This is a genomic window from Micromonospora sp. NPDC005257 (assembly GCF_042872445.1).
GTDB lineage: Bacteria > Actinomycetota > Actinomycetes > Mycobacteriales > Micromonosporaceae > Micromonospora.
Genome location: NZ_JBIAKL010000005.1, coordinates 335,125 through 356,926, shown reverse-complemented (window position 1 = coordinate 356,926; position 21,802 = coordinate 335,125). Strand labels below are relative to the sequence as shown.

At 73.3% G+C, this 21,802-nt stretch carries 19 protein-coding genes; 10 read left to right on the top strand and 9 right to left on the bottom strand.

What is annotated here, in order from left to right; translation table 11 throughout:
- Nucleotides 1-41 precede the first annotated feature (41 nt).
- From ACFYO8_RS13920 to ACFYO8_RS13905, 4 genes are all read left to right on the top strand, one after another.
- On the top strand, nt 42-494 hold the full coding sequence (locus ACFYO8_RS13920; RefSeq protein ID WP_354866154.1) for an SCP2 sterol-binding domain-containing protein: 453 nt from the start codon (nt 42-44) through the stop codon (nt 492-494).
- A 1-nt stretch (nt 495) separates the two neighbouring features.
- The gene (locus ACFYO8_RS13915) at nt 496-1,710 is read left to right on the top strand and encodes an acyl-CoA dehydrogenase family protein (RefSeq protein WP_354866156.1); all 1,215 of its coding nucleotides are present in this window, start codon (nt 496-498) and stop codon (nt 1,708-1,710) included.
- A 167-nt stretch (nt 1,711-1,877) separates the two neighbouring features.
- On the top strand, nt 1,878-3,443 hold the full coding sequence (locus ACFYO8_RS13910) for an AMP-binding protein (RefSeq protein WP_354866158.1): 1,566 nt from the start codon (nt 1,878-1,880) through the stop codon (nt 3,441-3,443).
- Between the two features lie 77 nt (nt 3,444-3,520).
- Complete coding sequence (locus tag ACFYO8_RS13905; protein WP_354866160.1) at nt 3,521-5,023, top strand: N,N-dimethylformamidase beta subunit family domain-containing protein; 1,503 nt, start codon at nt 3,521-3,523, stop codon at nt 5,021-5,023.
- Between the two features lie 54 nt (nt 5,024-5,077).
- Here the strand turns inward: ACFYO8_RS13905 and ACFYO8_RS13900 are convergent, their stop codons facing one another.
- From ACFYO8_RS13900 to ACFYO8_RS13880, 5 genes are all read right to left on the bottom strand, one after another.
- Complete coding sequence (locus ACFYO8_RS13900; protein WP_354866162.1) at nt 5,078-5,605, bottom strand: hypothetical protein; 528 nt, start codon at nt 5,603-5,605, stop codon at nt 5,078-5,080.
- A 310-nt stretch (nt 5,606-5,915) separates the two neighbouring features.
- Nucleotides 5,916-6,410: a SigE family RNA polymerase sigma factor gene (locus ACFYO8_RS13895; protein ID WP_354866164.1), complete on the bottom strand. Its 495-nt coding sequence runs from the start codon at nt 6,408-6,410 to the stop codon at nt 5,916-5,918.
- A gap of 59 nt (nt 6,411-6,469) precedes the next feature.
- Nucleotides 6,470-7,717 (bottom strand): phosphoribosylamine--glycine ligase, encoded by a 1,248-nt coding sequence (purD, locus tag ACFYO8_RS13890; RefSeq protein WP_355093827.1) that lies wholly within the window; start codon nt 7,715-7,717, stop codon nt 6,470-6,472.
- A 90-nt stretch (nt 7,718-7,807) separates the two neighbouring features.
- Nucleotides 7,808-8,722, bottom strand: coding sequence for a type IV toxin-antitoxin system AbiEi family antitoxin domain-containing protein (locus ACFYO8_RS13885; RefSeq protein WP_354866168.1), 915 nt, complete (start codon nt 8,720-8,722; stop codon nt 7,808-7,810).
- Nucleotides 8,723-8,981: 259 nt separating this feature from the next.
- Nucleotides 8,982-10,271 carry an adenylosuccinate synthase gene (locus ACFYO8_RS13880; protein WP_354866170.1) on the bottom strand — a complete coding sequence of 430 codons (1,290 nt, stop codon included), beginning with the start codon at nt 10,269-10,271 and terminating at the stop codon, nt 8,982-8,984.
- Between the two features lie 121 nt (nt 10,272-10,392).
- On the opposite strand from ACFYO8_RS13880, the gene ACFYO8_RS13875 reads away from it, so the two are divergent.
- Together ACFYO8_RS13875 and ACFYO8_RS13870 are read left to right on the top strand one after the other, a co-directional pair.
- A complete protein-coding gene (locus tag ACFYO8_RS13875) occupies nt 10,393-11,391 on the top strand; it encodes a diacylglycerol kinase family protein (RefSeq protein WP_354866172.1) in 999 nt (332 codons plus the stop codon).
- 75 nt (nt 11,392-11,466) lie between these two features.
- Nucleotides 11,467-13,413: a chromosome partitioning protein gene (locus ACFYO8_RS13870; RefSeq protein ID WP_387189450.1), complete on the top strand. Its 1,947-nt coding sequence runs from the start codon at nt 11,467-11,469 to the stop codon at nt 13,411-13,413.
- A 51-nt stretch (nt 13,414-13,464) separates the two neighbouring features.
- On the opposite strand, the gene ACFYO8_RS13865 is transcribed toward ACFYO8_RS13870, so the two are convergent.
- Entirely contained in the window at nt 13,465-13,893 is a 429-nt protein-coding gene (locus ACFYO8_RS13865; RefSeq protein WP_354866176.1) for a DUF3151 domain-containing protein, read from the bottom strand.
- A gap of 261 nt (nt 13,894-14,154) precedes the next feature.
- Between ACFYO8_RS13865 and ACFYO8_RS13860 the strand changes: the two genes are divergently transcribed.
- On the top strand, nt 14,155-15,366 hold the full coding sequence (locus ACFYO8_RS13860) for a hypothetical protein (protein WP_354866178.1): 1,212 nt from the start codon (nt 14,155-14,157) through the stop codon (nt 15,364-15,366).
- A gap of 61 nt (nt 15,367-15,427) precedes the next feature.
- On the opposite strand, the gene fbaA is transcribed toward ACFYO8_RS13860, so the two are convergent.
- Nucleotides 15,428-16,450 carry a class II fructose-bisphosphate aldolase gene (gene fbaA / locus ACFYO8_RS13855; RefSeq protein ID WP_355094080.1) on the bottom strand — a complete coding sequence of 341 codons (1,023 nt, stop codon included), beginning with the start codon at nt 16,448-16,450 and terminating at the stop codon, nt 15,428-15,430.
- 194 nt (nt 16,451-16,644) lie between these two features.
- Nucleotides 16,645-17,028: a phage holin family protein gene (locus ACFYO8_RS13850; RefSeq protein WP_354866182.1), complete on the bottom strand. Its 384-nt coding sequence runs from the start codon at nt 17,026-17,028 to the stop codon at nt 16,645-16,647.
- 138 nt (nt 17,029-17,166) lie between these two features.
- Here ACFYO8_RS13850 and ACFYO8_RS13845 point away from each other — a divergent pair, with 138 nt between their 5' ends.
- Entirely contained in the window at nt 17,167-17,379 is a 213-nt protein-coding gene (locus ACFYO8_RS13845; RefSeq protein ID WP_354866184.1) for a hypothetical protein, read from the top strand.
- A 12-nt stretch (nt 17,380-17,391) separates the two neighbouring features.
- On the opposite strand, the gene ACFYO8_RS13840 is transcribed toward ACFYO8_RS13845, so the two are convergent.
- Entirely contained in the window at nt 17,392-17,619 is a 228-nt protein-coding gene (locus ACFYO8_RS13840) for a sigma factor (RefSeq protein WP_354866186.1), read from the bottom strand.
- Between the two features lie 120 nt (nt 17,620-17,739).
- On the opposite strand from ACFYO8_RS13840, the gene ACFYO8_RS13835 reads away from it, so the two are divergent.
- Both ACFYO8_RS13835 and ACFYO8_RS13830 read left to right on the top strand, forming a co-directional pair.
- Nucleotides 17,740-19,245: a 3' terminal RNA ribose 2'-O-methyltransferase Hen1 gene (locus ACFYO8_RS13835; RefSeq protein ID WP_354866188.1), complete on the top strand. Its 1,506-nt coding sequence runs from the start codon at nt 17,740-17,742 to the stop codon at nt 19,243-19,245.
- On the top strand, nt 19,242-21,758 hold the full coding sequence (locus ACFYO8_RS13830; RefSeq protein WP_354866190.1) for a polynucleotide kinase-phosphatase: 2,517 nt from the start codon (nt 19,242-19,244) through the stop codon (nt 21,756-21,758). Before ACFYO8_RS13835 ends, ACFYO8_RS13830 begins: the two co-directional genes overlap by 4 nt.
- Nucleotides 21,759-21,802: the final 44 nt, after the last annotated feature.

Here is a 21,802-nt window from a genome sequence, read left to right as displayed (position 1 = left end):
AGAGTAACCAAAGTGGCCCCGCCCGAGAGGTGCAATCCCTTATGACTGACTTCGACCCCGCCAACTTCGCGAACGTCGGCCCGAAGGAGTTCGCGCAGCTGGTCAAGTCCACGCCGGACGCCAAGATCGCCGAGGTCATGTCCGGCGAGTCGCGCGACAAGATCCTCAGCGAGGTCTTCAACCGGATGCCCGCGCTGTTCCGCGCCGACCGCGCCGGCGCCACCAACGCGGTCATCCACTGGAACATCACCGGCCGCCCGGACGGTGGCACCGACACGTACGAGATCGTCATCGAGAACGGCACCTGCACCGTCTCGGAGACCGCGACCCGCGACCCGAAGCTGAGCCTCACCATGGGCCCGGTCGAGTTCCTGAAGATCGTCTCCGGTGGCGCGAACCCGGTGATGATGTTCATGACCGGCAAGCTGAAGGCCAAGGGCGACCTGGGCCTGGCCGCCAACATCGCCAACCTGTTCGACATCCCCAAGGCCTGACATGGCCGAGTTCTCGCTCGACCTGAACGAGGAACAGCGGGATCTTCGCGACTGGGTGCACGGCTTCGCCGCCGAGGTCGTGCGCCCGGCCGCGGCCGAGTGGGACGCCCGGGAGGAGACCCCCTGGCCGATCATCCAGGAGGCGGCGAAGGTCGGCCTGTACGGGTTCGAGTTCCTCGCCACCTGCTGGGCCGACCCCACCGGCCTCTCCCTGCCGATCGCCAGCGAGGAACTCTTCTGGGGTGACGCCGGCATCGGCCTGAGCATCTTCGGCACCTCCCTCGCGGTCGCCGCGATCTACGGCGCCGGCACCCCCGACCAGCTCGTCGAATGGGTGCCGCAGTGCTTCGGCGACGTCGACTCGCCGGCCGTCGCCGCGTTCTGCACGAGCGAGCCGGAGGCCGGCTCCGACGTCGGGTCGATGCGTACCCGCGCCGTCTACGACGAGGCCACCGACGAGTGGGTGCTCAACGGGCAGAAGGCGTACGCCACGAACGGCGGCATCGCCGGGGTGCACGTGGTCACCGCCTCGATCGAGCCCGAGCTGGGCTCGCGCGGGCAGGCCGCGTTCGTCGTACCCCCGGGCACGCCCGGCCTCGCCGCGACCCGCAAGCTGCGCAAGCTGGGCCTGCGCGCCTCGCACACCGCCGACGTCTTCCTCGACGACGTCCGGGTGCCCGGCCGCTGCCTGCTCGGCGGCAAGGACGCGCTCGACGAGCGGCTGGCCCGCGCCCGGTCCGGGCAGCGCGCCTCCGGCCAGGCGGCGATGCGGACGTTCGAGCTGTCCCGCCCGACGGTCGGCGCGCAGGCGCTCGGCGTGGCCCGCGCCGCCTACGAGTACGCCCTGGACTACGCCAAGGAGCGGGTCCAGTTCGGACGCCCGATCATCGCCAACCAGGCGGTCGCGTTCGCGCTCGCCGACATGAAGATGGAGATCGACGCGGCCCGGCTGCTGGTCTGGCGCGCGTCCTGGATGGGCCGCAACAACCGGCCGTTCACCGCGGGCGAGGGCTCGATGTCCAAGCTCAAGGCCGGCGAGGTGGCCGTCTCGGTGACCGACAAGGCGGTCCAGCTCCTCGGCGGCGCGGGTTTCCTGCGCGACCATCCGGTCGAGCGGTGGTACCGCGACGCCAAGATCTACACCATCTTCGAGGGCACCTCCGAGATCCAGCGGCTGGTCATCTCCCGGGCCATCTCCGGGATGCAGATCCGCTGACCGCCGGCGGGCCGCGGCCCGGCCCGTGACGACACCCCGTGCCGTCGCGGGCCCGGCCGCCGCTCCCGGGCCGACCCGAACCGCGATCGGGCACAAGATCACGCCGAACCGGACGGCAGACCGCCCGGAGCCTGGTCGACGAACCACGAACGCGAAGGAGTTGCGCCGTGGACCTGCCGTTCATCGCCGCCACGCTGACCCGACGTGGACTGCTCGCCCCGGGCGGACCGATCCGCGTGGTCTCCCAACTGAACGCGCTGCGCCGGTGGGGCTGGAGCCTCGCCGGAGAGCTGCGCCAGGCCGCCGTCCGCGACCCCGGCCGCGTCGCCGTGGTCGACGAGCAGGGCACCACCATGACGTACCGGGAACTGCTCGACCGCTCCGAGCGGCTGGCCCGGTCCCTGCGCTCCCACCTCGGCGTGCAGAGCGGCGACCGGGTCGGTGTGCTCTGCCGCAACCACCACGGCCTGATCGAGGCGATAGTGGCGGCGATGCTGCTCGGCGCGGACGCCGTCCTGGTCAACACCGGGCTGTCCGCCGCGCAACTCGTGACGGTGGCCGAGGAGCAGGGCCTGCGCGTCCTCGTGCACGACGGCGAGTTCACCGAACGCGTCCTCGGCCTGCCGCCCGAACTGTACCGGGTCGACGAGCGGCGGCAGGAGGAGCTGATCGCCGCCGCCGTCCCGGGTGAGAAGCTCACGCCGCCGGACCGGGACGGACGCACCATAGTGCTGACCTCCGGCACCACCGGGGCGCCGAAGGGCGCCCGCCGGCCCACCCCGCACGGCTTCGGCCCGCTGGTGTCCATCATCGACCGGATCCCGCTGCACGCGAAGAACACCGTGATGGTCGCCGCGCCGGTCTTCCACACCTGGGGGTACGCCGCGCTCCAGGTCTCGTTCGCGCTGCGCGCCACAGTCGTGCTGCACCGCCGCTTCGACCCGGCCGCCACGCTCGCCGCGCTCGTCGACCAGCGGTGCGACGCCATGTTCGCCGTACCGGTGATGCTGCAACGGCTGATGGAGGTGGCGCCGCCGCAGCCCCGGCCCCCGCTCAAGGTGGTGGCGGTCAGCGGATCCGCGCTGCCCGGCAACCTGGCCACCGCGTTCATGGACCGCTACGGCGACGTGGTCTACAACCTCTACGGCTCCACCGAGGTCTCCTGGGCCTCCATCGCCGGCCCGGCCGAGCTGCGCGCCGCGCCCACCACGGCGGGCCGCCCGCCGCACGGCACCCGGCTGGCCATTCTCGACGGCAACGGCCGGCCGGTTCGCGACGGCGAGGTCGGGCGCATCTTCGTGGGCAACGAGATGCTGTTCGAGGGCTACACCTCGGGCACCGGCCGGGAGAGCCGCGACGGCCTGCTGGACACCGGCGACCTGGGCCGGCTCAACGCCGACGGGCTCCTCTTCGTCGACGGCCGGGCCGACGACATGATCGTCTCGGGTGGCGAGAACGTCTTCCCGTCCGAGGTGGAGGATCTGATCGCTCGGCTGCCGCAGGTCCGCGAGGTCGCCGTGATCGGCGTACCGGACCCCGACTACGGTCAGCGGCTCGCCGCGTTCCTGGCGCTGCACACCGGCGAGACGCTCGACCCGGAAGCGGTCCGCGAGTACGTCCGCCGTTACCTGGCCCGCTTCTCCGTGCCCCGCGACGTGGTGTTCGTCAAGTACCTGCCGCGCAACGCCACCGGCAAGGTACTCAACCGGGAGCTGCGCCGCTACTTCGACTGATCAACATCGGTCAGACAGCTCGGGCCTCCCGGTGCTACGGTCTCCCCCGATCGAACGGGGAGACGGGGTGTACCACAATGGACCGGTTTCGGCGCCGTACCGCTCTCGGCCTTCTCGTCGGCGGCGCGTCCGCCGCCGCCCTCGGCCCGCTCGACCCGGTCTTCGGCGACCGGCCCGGCGACTCACCCAACCGACTGCCGATCCCGCCGGTCTCGCCGGTCGAGCGGGAGAACCGCGCCGTCGGTGAGCCGTGGTGGCCGGAGGACGACGGCCGGGCCGCCGACGACCGGCGGCGCCAGATCCAGGGGTACGCCTCGACGACGAGCGTCGCCCCCGGCGAGGAGATCGAGTTCCACGTCGCGGTCAAAGCGGCCGGCCGGTTCCGGATCAGCGTGCACCGCCTCGGCTGGTACGGCGGCGCGGGCGCCCGCACGATGCTGACCAGCCCCGAGCTGCGCGGCGTGCCGCAGCCGGTGCCGATCGCCGACCCGGACACCGGCGTGCTCGACTGCCGCTGGCCGGTGTCCTGGCGGCTGTCCGTCCCGCACGGCTGGGCCTCCGGCCTCTACCAGGCGGTCTTCACCTCGGCCGACGGCTGGCGGGCCTGCACGCCGTTCGTGGTGCGCGACGACCGACGCCCGGCCGCGCTGTGCGTGGTGCTGCCGGTGACCACCTGGCAGGCGTACAACCAGTGGCCGCGCGACCGGCGGGTCGGCAAGAGCCTGTACGGCGGCTACCGGCCCGACGGGCGGCGCGACCCCGAGCTGCGGGCCCGCGCTGTCACGTTCGACCGTCCCTACTCCGGTGCCGGCCGGCCCTTCCACTTCGACCGCGACGAGGCCGCGATCCGGTGGCTGGAACGCAACCCGTACGACGTCAGCTACGCCACCAGCTTCGACCTGCACTCCGGCCGGCTCGATCCGACCCGGTACCGGGGCCTGGTCTTCTGCGGGCACGACGAGTACTGGTCGGCCGAGATGCGCCGGGCCACCGAGGTCGGACTGGCCGGGGGCACCAGCCTGGCGTTTCTCGGCGCGAACAGCGTCTACTGGCACGCCCGTATCCACCCCGCCGCCGACGGCCGCCCCGAGCGGGTCGTCGAGTGCGCCAAGACCGACCCCCGCCGGGGTGCCGACGGCAGCGACCCGACGTTGACCTGGCGCAACCTCGACCAGCCGGAACAGGCGCTGCTCGGCGTGCAGTACAACGGCATCGTGCTGACCCCGCAGCCGCTCGTGGTGCGCGGTGCCGACAACTGGGTGTGGGCCGGCACCGGCGTGGCAGACGGCGACCGCATCCCGGGGGTGGTCGCGGGCGAGGCGGACGGGGTGCACGCCGCCCTCGCCCGGCCCGCCGGGACCACGCTCAGCTCGTCGCCGTACCCGGCCCAGCAGGGCGGGCGGCGGGTCCAGAACAGCCACGTCTACGAGACGGCACGCGGCGCGGTGGTCTTCGCCAGCGGCACGCTCGGCTGGACCATGGCACTGGACCAGCAGGGGCACCGTGACCCGCGCATCGAGCGGGCCACGGCGAACGTGCTCGACCGGATGGCCGGCCGGCGTCGCACGACATCGACCTGATCCGAGCCGCTACGGGCTGCCCGCCGCCCCGTCCGCCGAGCGGGAGAACACCACTCACGGATAGAGCGTCAGCCCCGGTGCCTGCGCCAGAGCCGCCAACTGACCGACGGTGAGCAGTGGATACCGGGCCCCGCGGGTCGGCTCGCGGTTCGCACCGACCTCCGCGTTGCTGGTGGTCACCGTCACCGTGGTGCCGTCCGTCCGCGCCACGACCGCTTGGCGGTGCACCACCCCGGGCACCCCGTCCGGCGTCTCGACGACCAGCAGCTCACCGCCGTCGGGCAGCTCGGTCCTCGTGCAAGCGGCGCCGGAGGGGGCGCGCTGCTCGCAGTCGAGCCGCTCGCCCACCCCGGTGGGTCGGACCGAGACGTGCAGGGGCCCCTGCTCGGTGGCCGTGGCCAGTCGCCCGCCCGCGGTGTACTCCCGGTAGCTCCGCTCGTACTGGAACTGCGGCGCGGTGCAACCGGGCAGGACCCCGCGCACGGTGACGCCGGACGGCACGTCGTTCTTCAACGCCTCGCGCAACTCCGCCGACAGCCGTTGCACGGCCGCCGCCGGCGCTTCGGTGGGAAGCGTCCGCACCGTCGGATCCGACTGCATCGGCGCGGTTGGTCCACTCGGCTTCGGCGTCACCGGTGCGCAGGCGGGCGACGTGGGAGAGCCGGCGGGCCCAGGCCATCCTGGGGCTGGGCGGCCCGAGGACGTGTCGACTCCCAGGCCCCGCACGACGGGCGGGGCGACGAGCACCGACGCCAGCGTCACCGCCACCACGGCACCACCTGTCATCCATCCCCGCCTCCGGCGATCCCGGTGATACGTGGTGATCAGTCGGTCCAGGTCGATTCGGCTGGGTGGCGCCTCCATTGTCGCCGCCCGCAGTTCCCGCATCAGCTCATCCATCGGTCCGCACCTCCAGACGGCCTCGCAGCGTCTTGAGCGCTCGCGCGGCTTGGCTCTTCACTGTCCCCGGGGAGCAGCCGAGTTCCCGCGCCGTCTCCTCGACCGACAGGTCGCAGAAGTAGCGCAGCACCAGGACGGCTCGCCGTCGTGGTGGCAGCTCGGCCAGCAGAGCGAGGAGGCTGAGACGTTCGACGCTGTCCTCCGACACGGCGTGGACTCCGGTGTCCGGCACCTCCGCCCAGGAGCGCTCCCGCCGCCAGGGTCGGCGACGCTCGTCCAACCACAGGCGAAGCAGCGTCCGCCGGACGTAGGCGTCGGGATTGTCCATCGCAGAGATCCGGCGCCAGTGCCGGAGCAGTCGGAGCAACGCGGCCGACACCAGGTCGTCGGCGGTGTGCCAGTCCCCGCAGAGCAGGTACGCGGTACGCCGCAGCGGCTCCATGCGCGCCACGACATATGCGCGGTAACCCTCAATGTCCACCGGCAACCCGGCCACCTCCTCGCTTCCCCTTCAAACGGAGGAAGCGACCGGGCGGGTTGCCCGGATCAGCGGGGAACCGTGACCCGCCCGCCGACCGCCGCGGCGGCGATGTCGGTGCGATGGTGGGAACCGGCCAGCTCGACGTCGCGTACCAGGGCGTAGGCGGCGTCGCGCGCGGCGGCCAGGTCCGGCCCGGTCGCCGTACCGCAGAGGACCCGGCCACCGGCGGAGCGCAACGTGCCGTCGGCGTCCCGGCGGGTGCCGGCGTGGATGATCCCGGCGCGGTCCGCGCCGGTGATCGCGTCACCGGTACGCGGGCCCGCCGGGTAGCCCTCGGCCGCCACCACGACGGTGACCGCCGCGCCGTCGCGCCAGCGCAGCGGCGGGTGCGCGCCCAGCGTGCCGGTGGCGGCGGCGTGCAGCAGCCCGGCCAGCGGCGTCTCCAGCAGGGCGAGCACGACCTGCGTCTCCGGGTCGCCGAAGCGCGCGTTGAACTCGATCACCCGAGGGCCGGAGGGGGTGATCGCCAGGCCCACGTAGAGCAGGCCGGCGAACGGGGTGCCCCGGCGGCGCAGCTCCGCCAGCGTCGGGTGCACCACGTCGCGCATCACGTCGTCGACCAGGCCGGGCGGAGTCCAGGGCAGCGGCGCGTACGCGCCCATGCCGCCGGTGTTCGGCCCGGTGTCGCCGTCGCCGACCCGCTTGAAGTCCTGCGCGGGCAGCAGCGGCACGGCCGCCTCACCGTCGGTGACCACGAACAGGGAGACCTCGGGACCGGACAGGTACTCCTCGATCACCACCCGGCCACACTCCGCGGCGTGCCGCTCGGCGGCGGCCCGGTCGTCGGTGACCACCACGCCCTTGCCGGCGGCGAGCCCGTCGTCCTTCACCACGTACGGTGCGCCGAACTCGTCCAGCGCGTGCGCAACCGCAGCCGCGTCCTCGCAGGTGTACGCGCGCGCGGTCGGCACACCCGCAGCCGTCATCACGTCCTTGGCGAACGTCTTCGAGCCCTCCAGCCGGGCCGCCTCCGCGCTCGGGCCGAACACCGCGATGCCCTTGGCGCGTACCGCGTCGGCGACGCCCGCCACCAGCGGCGCCTCCGGCCCGATGACCACCAGGTCGGCCGCGACCTCGACGGCGAGGGCCGCGACGGCCGCCGGGTCGTTGGGTGTCACCTCCCGCAGCGACGCCACAGCAGCGATCCCCGGATTCCCCGGCGCCGCGACGAGCGCCTCGACGGCCGGATCCCCGGCCAGCCCGAGCGCGAGAGCGTGCTCCCGCCCACCACCACCCACAAGAAGTACGCGCACGACCGGCATCCTACTGACCACCCCACCCCACCCCGTCGATCATGAAGTTGACGGCAGGATGTGAGATCGACATCGCCGTCAACTTCATGGTCAACGCCTGGCCCTCGCGGCCAGCGCGGCGCGGACGACCTGGGGGATGTAGTCGGGGCGGAGGGTGTCGGGCCAGGTGAATCGCAGGACGGTCCAGCCGGCGTTGGTCAGGCGGTTCTGCCGCTGCCGGTCGTCGAAGAGCGCGCCGGGCGTGGAGTGCGGATCCCTGCCGTCCGCCTCGGCGATCACCCGGCCGGCCCGCCAGCCCATGTCACCGATGCCGAGCAGGTAACCGTCGGCGTCACGCACCTCGACCTGGAGTGCGTCCGGCGGAACGCCGCCGTCGACGCACCGCAGCCGGGTACGCGTCTCCAGCGGCGACTGGGCGGCGCCGTTCGCCTCGGCGAGGTGGCGACGCGCGTCCACCACGCCCCGCCGGCCCGCGATCAGCGCGGGAATGGCACCGAACTCCTCCTCCGTGATCCTTCCCTGGTTGAGCGCCGAGTCGAGCAGGGCAACCGCGAAGTAGCGGCGCACCCGGAGGACGAGTTCCGCGAGCGTGTGCGGGGGAGCCGTCACCGGAATGCCGTCGACGGTCGTCAGCGCCTGCTCGGGATGCTCGAACTGGTGCAACGTCACGGCGGGATCCTTGACGCGGGCCGGCCGGGCCGCGCGCCCCGGGACCGCGACGTGAATCGCGCCCGTTCCAGGCAGCCCTGCGATCCCGTGCAGCTCGGCGGCCGTGCCGAGAACGGCGTGCGCCTCCGGACCGAGCGACAGGACCGCCGCCCGGATCTGACGACGCCGCTCCGGTCCGTCGGGCCCGGCGCGCTCGACGGCGTAGGTCGCGCGAGCCAGCCGCCGCCACCGACGCGAGGTCAGGAGGTTGTCGATCTCGTGCCGGCTGTAGCCCGCCCGGAGCGCCTGCGCACGGGTGACGACGCCACCCTGGTCACTCGCAATCTGCCGGATCACCCAAGCCCGTTCCACCCACCGAGCGTCCCCGCGAACCCCACCCGCGCGAAGCCCTTGTGGACGACCCACCCCACCCTGTGGATAACAACCCGCCGCCTCCCCTCGCCCCTCCCGCCTTGCGCGGTTGATCATGAAGTTGGCGGCGATGTGGATCTACAAAACGACCGCTAACTTCATGATCAACTGAGCGGAGGCGGGTGGGGGTGGGGGTGGGGGTGGGGGTGGGGGTGGGGGTGGGGGTGGGGGTGGGGGTGGGGGGTTAGGGGAGGAGGGGGTGGCGGAGGACGTTTTCCTCTCGGCCTGGGCCTACGCCTACCACGCTCACGCGGGTGCCGGTGAGCTCCTCGATTCTTGCGATGTAGCGCCTCGCGTTCTCGGGGAGTTCGTCCTCGGTCCGCGCCTTGGTGATGTCCTCCCACCAGCCGTCGAGCTCTTCGTAGATCGGCTTGGCGTGGTGGAAGTCGGTCTGCGTCATCGGCATGTCGTCGAAGCGCTCGCCGTTGATCTCGTACCCGACGCAGATCGGCACCTTGGCCAGGCCGGTCAGCACGTCCAGCTTGGTGACCACCAGGTCGGTGACGCCGTTGAGGCGGCACCCGTACCGGGCCACCACGGCGTCGAACCAGCCGCACCGGCGCTCCCGGCCGGTGGTGGTGCCGTACTCGTGGCCGACCTTGCGCAGGTGCTGCCCGTTGTCGTCGAACAGCTCGGTCGGGAACGGGCCGGAACCCACGCGCGTCGTGTACGCCTTGCTCACCGCGATGACCTTGGTGATCGCGGTCGGCGGGATGCCCGCTCCCACGCACGCCCCACCGGCCGTCGGGTTCGACGAGGTGACGAACGGGTAGGTGCCGTGGTCCATGTCGAGCATGGTGGCCTGGGCGCCCTCCAGCAGCACGGTCTCGCCGCGGTCGAGCGCGTCCCAGAGCATCACCCGGGTCTCGGCGATGTACGGGCGCAGCCGCTCGGCGTACTGGAGGTACTCCTCGACGGTCTCCTCGACGTCCATCGCCTTACGGTTGTAGATCTTGAACAGGAGCTGGTTCTTCTCGCGGAGCGCCAGCTCCAGCTTCTTGCGCAGGATGCCCGGATCGAGCAGGTCCTGGAGCCGGATGCCCATCCGGGCGACCTTGTCACCGTAGGCGGGACCGATGCCCCGACCGGTGGTGCCGATGCGGGAGCTGCCCAGGTAGCGCTCGACCACCCGGTCCAGCGCCCGGTGGTGCGGCATGATCAGGTGCGCGTCGCCGGAGATGCGCAGGCGGGACACGTCCACACCCCGCTCGGCGAGCCCGTCGATCTCCTGGAGCAACACCTTCGGGTCGACCACCACGCCGTTGCCGATCACGATCATCGCGCTCGGTGACAGCGCACCGGACGGCATGAGGTGCAGCGCGTACTTCTGGCCGTCCGGCGTGATCACCGTGTGGCCCGCGTTGTTGCCGCCGGAGTAGCGCACGACGTAGTCGACCCGCTCCCCCAGCAGGTCGGTAACCTTGCCCTTGCCCTCGTCGCCCCATTGGGCGCCGAGCAGCACGATCGCTGGCATCTTCTCGCCTCCAGAAGGCTCGGGTGCCAGGTGGCTACCGGTCAGCGAGCCCGGGGTGTCAGGCTAACAAGTAGTGACGGTGGGACCAGCAGGGGTTGGTCAAGAAGCAGGAGGCTCCTTCGTGTACGACGTGGTGCTGCTCACCCTCGGCTCGGAGCGGGACGCTCCCGGTGGTGGCTGCGGCAGCGGCGGCGCCTGCTGCGGCGGCACGGACGGCACTGCCGCCGGGAGCGGCGAGGAGCGCTGCGAGACGCCGCGCGTGCCGGTGCTGGCCTGCGTGGACGAGCTGACCGCCCGGGGCGCCCGGGTGACCACCGTGACCGCCCGGTCGGACAAGGAAATCGACGAGGTGCTGGCCCGGCTCGACGGCCCGCCGCGCGCCGACGGCCTCACCTGGCCGGATTCCGACGGCAAGACCCGGCTGATCGTCGCCACTGCGAGTGACGGTCAGTTGCGCGCCGTCCTGCGCCGGCTGGTCCGCCGGTACGCTCCACCGCCGAGCCGCCGCCCCGCGGACCTGGCCGACAACCGTACGGTGCCCGACCTGCCCCCGGTCGGCGTACTCCCGCTCGATCCGGCCCGGTCCGGGACGGCGCGGGACTTGGCCGCGCAGCTCGGGCTGCCCCGCGATCCGGCGGGCGTGGCCGCCGCGGTGCTGGACGGCACCGCCCGGCGGCTGGACCTGCTGCGCAACGACGGCGGCTCGGTGACGCTGGACGGCGCGCTGCTCGGCGCCGCCGACGACGCGGGCCGGCCGCTGCACTGGCGGGCCCGGGTCGAGGTCGACGGCACGGTGCTCAGCGACGGCTCCGAGCCGATCACCGCGTGCGCGATCGGCAACGCGGGCGGGTACGCGCGCCTGGGCGAGGTGGATCTGCTGGCCGACCCGGATCCGGCCGACGGACGGGTGACGGTGGGGGTCGCCGTGCCCGTGGTGACCCGGTCGGCGTTGGGCCGGAAGAAGGTCCGGCTGGAGGTACGCCGGGCGCGGGGACGCGCGGTGGCGGTGGTTCCCCGCGACGAGAAGGTGCCCTTCCTCGACGACGGCGTCGAGGGCGAGCTGAGCCGCAAGCGCTCCTGGTGGACCGAGCCGGGCGCCTGGGCGGTCTGGACGGGCTGACCTCGGTCGATCCCCACCCGGCTCGCGCCGCTGGCCGAACCGCCTATCCTCGGCGGAAGGAATGGGGGAGGAACCGTGGTGCACGAGAACGACGACCGGGCCCACGTACCGGGCCGACCGCAGGTGCCGCAGCGGGACGTCGAGCCGCTCTGGCCGCCGGAGGAGAGCGACGCGGCGGTGGCCGCGATCCCGCCGTGGGCGTCGGTGCCCTGGCCGCTCCCGCCGGCCGACACTCCCACGCCGGCGGCGGACGTCCCGGTGCCACAGGCGCCCGCTGTCGACCTGGAGCGGCCGTTCACACTCGACCAGGCGGCTTCCGGCCCGGCACCGGCCCAGCCGGAACCGGCGACGTCCGGCTCGCCGGCCACGACGCCGGTGAGCCCGCCTTCGCCGGCGCCGCAGGCGACGCACGCCCCGGCGGCCGTGCCTGCCTCGGAGACGACGCCGGTCCCGGAGGCCACGCCCGTCCCGGGGACCGGTGGCGAGGGCACCGGGAACGGGCGGGCCACCTCCCCGTGGGCACAGCCGCCGCAGCGGACCGCGCCGGAGAGCGCCACCACGCCTGATCCCGCTCCCGCCGACGGCACGGCCACGTGGTCCGGCGCGGCGGAGGACGACGGCACCGCCTCCGGCCGGGCCACGGTCACCGCCTCACCGCCACCCGACGCCCTCCAGGCCGAGGGCACCGCCTCCGGCCGCGCCACGGTCGCCGGGCCACCGCCACCCGACGCCCTCCCCGAAGACGGCATCGCCTTCGGCCGCGCCACGGTTGCCGGGGCAACGCTCCCGCAGCCGGAATCCGGTGCGGGGCCGGCCGGGCCGGGCGATCCCACCCCGGAGCCGCCCCGCCTCGGACCGTTCCCGCCGTCGCCGGGCGTGCCGGCGCAGCCGTCCCCCTACGGCAACGGGTACCCGCAGCCCGGGTACCCGCCGCAGCCCGGTCAGGCCGGCTGGTACCCGCCGCCCGGCTGGACGCCCCAGGCCGGCCCGCCCCAGCCGGGCGGTCCGGTGCCACCGCAGGCGCCGGTGTCCGGTCCCGTCGCGCCCCCTCCACCGCATGCCCCGCCGGAGCAGGGCTGGACGCCGCAGCAGGCGGTGCCGCCGACCGCCGAGGACTTCGCCCGCCGCCGTCAGGCCCGGCCGGTCGACCCGGTGGCCACCATGGGCGTACGCGCGGTGGTCAACAAGATCGGGCTGGTCCGGCTCGCACCCGGCCGGCACGAGCAGGAGGTGCGGCGCGACATCGAGATGGTCCGCCGCAACTTCGGCGGGCTGCGCCAGGTGACAGTGGTCAACCCGAAGGGCGGCGCCGGCAAGACGGTCGCCATCCTGCTGCTCGCCATGACGTTCGGCCAGAGGCGCGGCGGGTACGTGCTGGCCTGGGACAACAACGAGACCCAGGGCACCCTCGGCATGCGGGCCCAGCAGGACTTCCACGCCCGTACGGTGCGGGACATGCTGCGCGACCTGGCCCAGTTCCAGGGTCCGCACGGCCGGGTCGGTGACCTGTCGCAGTACGTCCGCTCGCAGGGCGAGGGCATGTTCGACGTGCTGGCCTCCGACGAGTCCGCGACCGGCGGCGAGATGCTCACCGCCGCCGCGTTCGCGGAGATCCGTGAGGTGGTCAGCCGGTTCTACAAGCTGATCTTCGTGGACACCGGGAACAACGTCCGGGCGCAGAACTGGCAGGCCGCGATGGACGCCACCGACCAGCTCGTGGTGACCATGTCGGCGCGTAACGACTCGGCCGAGACCGCCGCCCGGATGCTCGACCACCTGGAGCAGAGCGGCCGGCAACGGCTGGTCCGGCAGGCGGTCACGGTGGTGTCGATGCCGCCGTCGCGTAAGGAGATCGACCTGCCCGCGATCCAGGCCCACTTCGCGGCGCGGACCCGGGCGGTGCTGCTGGCGCCGTACGAGCGGCTCATCGACACCGGCGAGCCGCTGCGGTACGGGCAGCTCTCCTCCGCCACCCGCGACGCCTGGCTGAAGATCGCCGCTTCCGTGGCGGAGGGACTGTAGGACGGGCGCGACGGCCGGCGCCCGGGTCGGGGCCGGCCGTCGCGGCGGTGGTCACTCGCCGGACAGGGCGTCCCCGGCAACCGGGTCGCAGTCCCGGAGGAACTGGGCGCAGCGGGCCGCCTCGTCCGCCTCGCCGATCTCCCCCGCGGCACGGGACAGCACGTAGAGGCAGCGGAGGAAGCCCTGGTTGGGCTCGTGCGGCCAGGGCACCGGGCCGTGGCCCTTCCAGCCGCTGCGGCGCAACTGGTCCAGGCCCCGGTGGTAGCCGGTGCGGGCGTACGCGTACGCGGTGACGACCTGATCCGCGGCGAGCGCGCGGCTGGCCAGCGCGGCCCAGGCCGCGCTGTAGGTCGGGAAGCGGGCCGCGACCTCGGCGTACGCCTCGTCGGTGCCCTGCTCGGCCGCCGCCGCGAGCGCGGCGTCGGCCTCCTCGTGGGCCGGGAGCAGGGTGGCCGGTGGCTCAGGTAACAGGTTATGCATCGCCCCATTCAACCCGCTTCGCCCCCGGGTACGCGAGAGGGCCCGCCCGTACGGTTGGCTGAACGGCTGAGGGTTTCGTCACGCCTGCGGCGGGAGCACACGTACCCGCGGCCCATGCCGCCGCAGTGGTTCTTGCACTACAAATACAGATCCGGAGCCTCCCCAGGACCCGGTTACGCAGGAGCCCGGCGGCGTGCCCGCCGGGCTCCTGTCGTTCCCGTCCCGGTTTCGGCACTTGCCGTGCGGGGGCAGGATGACGGGGTGCCGACCCCACCACCCGCGGACGTCATCGAGCCGCACGCCCCCCACGTCAACGAGATCGAGACCCGCACCGCGTTCGAGCAGCGGCTGGCCGGGGGGACCCTGGCCGGGCTGACCGTGCAGGGCCTGCGCCTCGACCTCGACCCGGTCCCCGACATGCGCGACGTCGACGTCACCGGCACGCTCTTCGTGGGCTGCCGCTTCGCCGGCCGCGAGGTGGGCGCGGACCTGGTCCGCCGGGGCGCCAACGTGGTCCCGCCGTTCTCCGGGCTGCCCTACCCGACCCAGCCGTCGCACCTCTACACCGCCGACGAGCTGGCCGCCGGGTTCGCCGAGGGCGGGTTCGCCGGGATGTACGACACCCGGGTGTACGCGCACTTCCGGGCGCACGGCGGCGCGCTGCCGGACGTACGCGAGGCGCTCGGCCAGCGGCTGCACGACCACGGCGTGGACAACGCGCTGGCCGACGCCACCCGGTCGTGGCTGGCCGCGCACGGGCCGCAGTCGGTGGTGGGGGTGATGGGCGGGCACGCGGTGCCGCGCGGCAGCGTCGCGTACCGGATGGCCGCGGTGCTGGGCTGGGAGCTGGCGCGGGCCGACCGCCTGGTGGTCACCGGCGGCGGTCCGGGCGTGATGGAGGCGGCGAACCTCGGCGCGTTCCTCGCGGCCTGGCCGGCCGAGGAGCTGACCGCCGCGATCGACGTGCTCGCCGTCGCGCCGGACTTCACCGACCACGACCGGTACACGGCGGCGGCGCTGGCGGTGCGCGAGCGGTACGCGGACGGCCCGTCGCTGCCCTCGCCCCGCCCGGCGGCACCCGGCACCGAGTGGGCCCGCTCCGGCGGGCTGGCGATCCCCACCTGGCTGTACGGCCACGAGCCGGCGAACCTGTTCGCGGGCCGGATCGCGAAGTACTTCTCCAACGCCATCCGGGAGGACACGATCCTGCGGCTGGCCCGGGGCGGGATCGTGTTCGCGCCCGGCAAGGCCGGCACCGTGCAGGAGGTGTTCCAGGCGGCCACCAAGACGTTCTACGGCACCGACGGAGCGAGCGGGGCGTACATCTTCCTGGACCGCACGTACTGGACCACCGAGCTGCCGGTGGAGTCGCTGCTGCGGCCGCTGTTCGCCGCGTCGCCGTTCGGCGACCTGTCGCACACCATCCACCTGACCGACGACGTACGCGAGGCCGTCCGGGTGCTGGTGCGGTGAAAGGAAGGGGCCCTTGTTGACACGGCGCGTCAACAAGGGCCCCTTCCTCACAAGCGGGGGATCACTTCATGGTGGTGCCGGTGGAACGCAGGTGCTCGCAGGCCTCGACCACGCGGGCGGCCATGCCGGCCTCGGCGGCCTTGCCCCAGACGCGCGGGTCGTACAGCTTCTTGTTGCCGACCTCGCCGTCGACCTTCAGCACGCCGTCGTAGTTGCGGAACATGTGATCCGCGACCGGCCGGGTGAAGGTGTACTGGGTGTCGGTGTCGATGTTCATCTTCACCACGCCGTAGTCCAGCGCCTCCCGGATCTCCGACAGCAGCGAGCCGGAGCCGCCGTGGAAGACGAGGCTGAGCGGCTTGTCCTTGCCGTACTTGGCGCCGACCGCGTCCTGGATCTGCTTGAGCACCTCGGGGCGCAGTTTGACGTTGCCCGGCTTGTAGACGCCGTGCACGTTGCCGAAGGTCAGCGCCGCCATGTAGCGGCCCTTCTCACCCAGGCCGAGCGCCTCGACCATGGCCAGGCCGTCCTCGACCGTGGTGTAGAGCTTGTCGTTGATGGCGTTCTCAACGCCGTCCTCCTCGCCACCGACGACGCCGACCTCGATCTCGAGGACGATCTTGCCCTTGGCGGCCTCGGCGAGGAGCTGCTCGGCGATCTCCAGGTTCTCCGCCACCGGCACGGCCGAGCCGTCCCACATGTGCGACTGGAACAGCGGCTCCTGGCCGCCCTTGACGCGCTCCTGCGAGATGGCCATCAGCGGCCGGACGAACTTGTCCAGCTTGTCCTTCGGGCAGTGGTCGGTGTGCAGCGCGATGTTGACCGGGTACTTCTTGGCGACCTCGTGCGCGTACGCCGCGAACGCCACCGCGCCGGTCACCATGTCCTTCACGGACGGGCCGGACAGGTACTCCGCGCCGCCGGTGGAGACCTGGATGATGCCGTCGCTCTCCGCATCGGCGAAGCCCTTGAGCGCCGCGTTCAGCGTCTGCGAGGAGGTCACGTTGATCGCGGGGTACGCGTACCGGCCGGCCTTGGCCCGGTCCAGCATCTCCGCGTAAGCCTCGGGGGAAGCGATGGGCATGTCGAACGCTCCTTACTTACCGCTCTCGGCCGTGCAGGCCGCTGTCTTCCATGGAGGGCGGCCGTTCCGGCCCCGGGGTTCCCGGGGGCCGACCGTTCCGGTCGCTGACGTCCATGGGTGCGCCGGACCGCGCTGTCCACCGCGGGCAGTATCCCGCAGGAGTGTGAGCGGGGCGCAACCGGCCCGGACGCCGCTCACCTGTTCTCCAGCCGGTCCGGTACGACGACGCTGATCAGCCAGCTCACCACCGCGACCACGATGGCGCCCCAGAACGCGGCCCAGAAGCCGTCGACGTGGAACGGAAGCTTCAGCACCCCGGCGATCCAGTCGGTCAGCAGGAACAGCAACGCGTTCACCACGAGCGCGAACAGGCCGAGCGTGAGCAGGTAGAAGACGCAGCCGAACACCTTGATGAGCGGCTTGAGCACCGCGTTGACCACACCGAAGACGAGCGCCACCACGATCAGGGTGAGCAGGTTGTTGCCGGTGTCGCGGCCGCTCACCTCCACGCCGGGCACGATCAGCGTCGCGACCCACAGCGCGACCGCGGTGATCGCCAGTCGGATCAGGAAGCCCATGCCTCCCATCCTGGCACCGGCCGCGCGCCGGGAGCGGGACAATCGCCGACTCCGCCGTTCCGCCCGCCCCCCTGCGGTGGCCCGGAGCAGCCCGTACGGTGGTGGGGACAGCGCCCGCACGGAGAACAGGGAGGCACGATGGGTCAGCCCGAAGAGGACTTCGCCCCCAGTGACCACCTCGCCCCGGAGGAGCGGGATCTGGAGACCGAGCCGGCCGACGCGGTCGAGCAGGCCACCGCCGCGACCCCGGACGACACAGACAGTGAGCCGCACCGGGGCATGGAGGTCGACGACTGGGACGCCATGGAGCAGGCCCGTGTCGTCACCGCCGACGAGGACGACTACCGCTGACCCGGCACCCGGTCACCGCAGGGCGGTCACCTGCCCCGGGTGGGCGGCGGCCTGGTTGGTGAGCATCCGGCGCACGTACCGCTCGGGGGCGTCGGTGCGGGCCACCCGCCGCCAGTTGAGCTGGACCCGGACCATGGTCTCCTGCACCAGGTCCTGGGCCTGGTGCGGATCCCCGGTCAGCATGACCGCGTAGCGCAGCAGGGCGCCCAACCGCGCGTCGGCGAACTCCTCGTACGTCACTGCACCTCCCGGGTGTCCCGCATAGATGGACGGTCCCGGGCGGCCGGAACATTGCGGTGGCGTGCCGGCTGCCCGGAAACCCCCACGACAGAAGCCGGTGAAGAACGAGATCATCGACGAGTGCTGCTGACCCTGACCACGACCCACCGCCCGGCGACCGACCTCGGCTACCTCCTGGTGAAGCATCCGGACCGCGTGCAGAGCTTCGACCTGCCCGCCGGCGCCGCGCATGTGTTCTACCCGGAGTCGGACGAGGCGCGCTGCACCGCGGCGCTGCTGGTCGAGGTCGATCCGCTGAAGCTGGGCGGCGGACGCCGGAACCGCGCGCCGGAGGGCTTCGCGCTCGGGCAGTACGTCAACGACCGCCCGTACGCGGCGTCGAGCCTGCTCTCGTCGGCGCTGTCGAAGGTGTTCCGCTCCGCCCTGCGGGGCGAGGCGCGCGATCGTCCTGAGCTGGCCGCGAGCGCGATCCCGCTGACCGTACGGGTGCCGGTGCTGCGCTGCCGGGGCGGCGCCGAGCTGGCGGTACGGATCTTCGCCCCGCTGGGCTGGACCGTGACCGCCACCCCGATCCCGCTCGACGAGACGTTCCCGGAGTGGGGTGACAGCCGCTACGTCGACCTGACGCTGACCGGCACGCTGCGGCTCGCCGACGCCCTCAACCACCTGTACGTGCTGCTGCCGGTGCTCGACGACGCCAAGCACTACTGGGTGGCGCCGGACGAGGTGGACAAGCTGCTGCGCGCGGGCGCCGGTTGGCTGGCCGGTCATCCCGAGCGGGGCCTGATCACGCGCCGCTACCTGGCGCACCGCCGGGCGCTCGCGGGCGAGGCGATGGCCCGTCTCACCGAGCTGCGGCTGGCCGACGAGCCGTCCGCCGACGACAGCATCGAGCCGTCCGGCGACGGCCCGGCCGAGCGCGACGGTGCAGGGGACGCCCGCCGGGCCTCCCTCGCGGTACGGCGGCGGGAGGCGGTGCTCGCCGCGCTGCGGGACAGCGGCGCGAGCCGGGTGCTGGACCTCGGTTGCGGCGGCGGCGCACTGCTCACCGCGCTCGTCGCCGACCGGCGGTTCACCGAGGTGGTGGGCGTCGACGTGTCCGACCGGTCGCTCGGCATGGCGGCCCGGCGGCTGCGCCTGGACCGGCTGCCGGAGCGCCAGCGGGACCGGATCCGGCTGTGGCAGTCTGCGCTGACGTACCGGGACGACCGGCTCCGGGGGTACGGCGCTGCGGTGCTGATGGAGGTGATCGAGCACCTCGATCCGCCGCGCCTGCCCGCGCTGGAGGACGCGGTGTTCGGCCACGCCCGGCCCGGCACCGTGGTGGTGACGACGCCGAACGTCGAGTACAACGTGCGCTACGAAGGGCTCGGGCCGGACCGGTTCCGGCACGCGGACCACCGGTTCGAGTGGACCCGGGCCGAGTTCGCCGCCTGGGTGGAGCGGGTGGCGGCGGCGCACGGCTACACGGCCGTCCTCGGCGGTGTCGGCGACGACGACCCGGAGGTGGGCACGCCGACCCAGATGGCGGTGCTCACCCGCGCCGAAAGCGCCGGTCAGCGCGACCGGGCCGACCAGCGCGACCGGAACGACAGCAACGACCGGAAGGAGGCGACGAACCGATGACCGTCCTGGACATCCCCGAGCTGGCACTGGTGGCGCTCGTTGGCGTCTCCGGCTCCGGCAAGTCCACGTTCGCCCGGCGGCACTTCGCGCCCAGCCAGGTGCTCTCCTCGGACACGTTCCGCGGCCTGGTGGCCGACGACGAGAACGACCAGGCCGCGTCCACCGACGCGTTCGACGCGCTGCACCACGTCGCCGCCATCCGACTGCGGCGGGGTCTGCTGACCGTGGTCGACGCGACGAACCTCCAGCCGCACGCCCGCGCCGGGCTGATCCGGGTGGCCCGGGAGCACGACGTGCTGCCGGTGGCGATCGTGCTGGACGTGCCGGAGGCGGTGGCCTGGGAGCGTACCGAGGCGCGCGTCGACCGGACGCACGGCCGCCAGGTGCTCACCCGGATGCGCCGCGACCTGCGGCAGTCGTACGGGCGGCTGGCCCGCGAGGGCTTCCGCAAGGTGCACGCGCTGCGCGGGGTGGAGGAGATCGACGCCGCGGAGATCCGCTACGAGAAGCTGTTCAACGACCGGCGCGAGCTGACCGGGCCGTTCGACATCGTCGGGGACGTGCACGGCTGCCGTACCGAGCTGGAGGCGCTGCTGTCCCGGCTCGGCTACGTGCTGCGCCGCGACGACGCGGGCCGCCCGGTGGACGCGGCGCACCCGTCGGGGCGTACCGCGGTGTTCGTCGGTGACCTGGTGGACCGCGGCCCGGACTCCCCCGGCGTGCTCCGCCTGGTGATGGGCATGGTGGCGGCCGGCCACGCGATCTGCGTGCCGGGTAACCACGAGCAGAAGCTGCTGCGCAAGCTGCGCGGCCGGGACGTCCGGCTGACCCACGGCCTGGCCGAGACGATGGAGCAGCTCGCCGCCGAGCCGCCGGAGTTCGTCGCCGGGGTGGAGACGTTCATCGACGGCCTGGTCAGCCACTACGTGCTCGACGGCGGCGGGCTCGTGGTGGCGCACGCCGGGCTGAAGGAGGCCTACCACGGGCGGGCGTCCGGCCGGGTGCGGTCGTTCGCGCTCTACGGCGAGACCACCGGCGAGACCGACGAGTACGGCCTGCCGGTGCGCTACCCGTGGGCGCGGGACTACCGGGGTTCGGCGATGGTCGTGTACGGGCACACGCCGACGCCCGAGCCGGAGTGGGTGAACAACACCATCTGCCTGGACACCGGTTGCGTGTTCGGCGGGCAGCTCACCGCGCTGCGCTACCCGGAGAAGGAGCTGGTGGCCGTCCCGGCGGTGAAGGAGTGGTACGCCCCGGCCCGCCCGCTGGTCCCGGTCGCGCCCGCGCGGCCGGACACCGTGCTGGACCTGGCCGACGTGACCGGGCGACGGCACCTCACCCACGCGTACGGGTCGCTCACCGTGCCGGCCGAGAACGCCGCCGCCGCGCTGGAGGTGATGAGCCGGTTCGCGATCGACCCGGGCCGGCTGGTGTGGCTGCCGCCGACCATGGCGCCCTGCTCCACGTCGAGCGTGGACGGTTTCCTGGAGCACCCGGCCGAGGCGTTCGCCGACTACCGCAGCGCGGGCGTGGAGCGGGTGGTCTGCGAGGAGAAGCACATGGGCTCGCGGGCGGTGGTGCTCGTGGAGCGGGAGCCGGGCCGATTCGAGGGCGGGGTGGTGCACACGCGTACCGGCAGGCCGTTCTTCGACCCGCCGCTGCACGACGAGCTGCTGACCCGGGTGCGCGCAGCGATCGGTACCGCCAGCCTCTGGGCCGAGCTGGACACCGACTGGCTGCTGCTCGACACCGAGCTGCTGCCCTGGTCGGCGAAGGCGGGCGGGCTGATCCGCGAGCAGTACGCGAGCGTCGGCGCGGCCGGGCGGGCCGCGTTGCCGGCGGTGCTCGCCGCGCTGGACACCGCCGCCGGGCGCGGGCTGCCGGTGGCCGGGCTGCGCGACCGGATGGCCGGGCGGGCCGCCGAGGTCACCGCCTACTCGGCGGCCTACCGGGCGTACGTCCGGCCGACCGACGGCCTGCGCGGAGTGACGCTGGCGCCGTTCGCGGTGCTGGCCGGGGCCGGGGCGAGCTACGCCGACCGCGACCACGGCTGGCATCTGGCGCTTGCCGACCGGCTCTGCGCCGCCGACCCGGAGTTCTTCACGCCGACCCGGCGGCGGGTGGTGGACCTGGCCGACGAGACGGCGGTGGCCGACGCCACCGAGTGGTGGCTGGCGCTCACCGCGGCCGGCGGCGAGGGCATGGTGGTCAAGCCGTACGCGGGCCTGGCCGCCCGCTCACCGAAGGGCTCGCTGCTCCAGCCGGGCATCAAGTGCCGTGGGCGGGAGTACCTGCGGATCATCTACGGTCCCGGGTACACCGACCCGGCTCAGCTCGCCGCGTTGCGCCGCCGATCGCTCGGCCGCAAGCGCGGGATGGCACTGCGGGAGCACGGTCTGGGTCTGGCCGCCCTGGACGCGCTGGCCGAGGACGCCCCGCTGTGGCGCCGCCACGAGCTGGTGTTCGCGATCCTCGCCTGCGAGTCCGAGCCGGTCGACCCGAGGTTGTAGGCGATCGGTCGGTGGGGCCGGCGGTGGCACCGCCGGCCCCACAG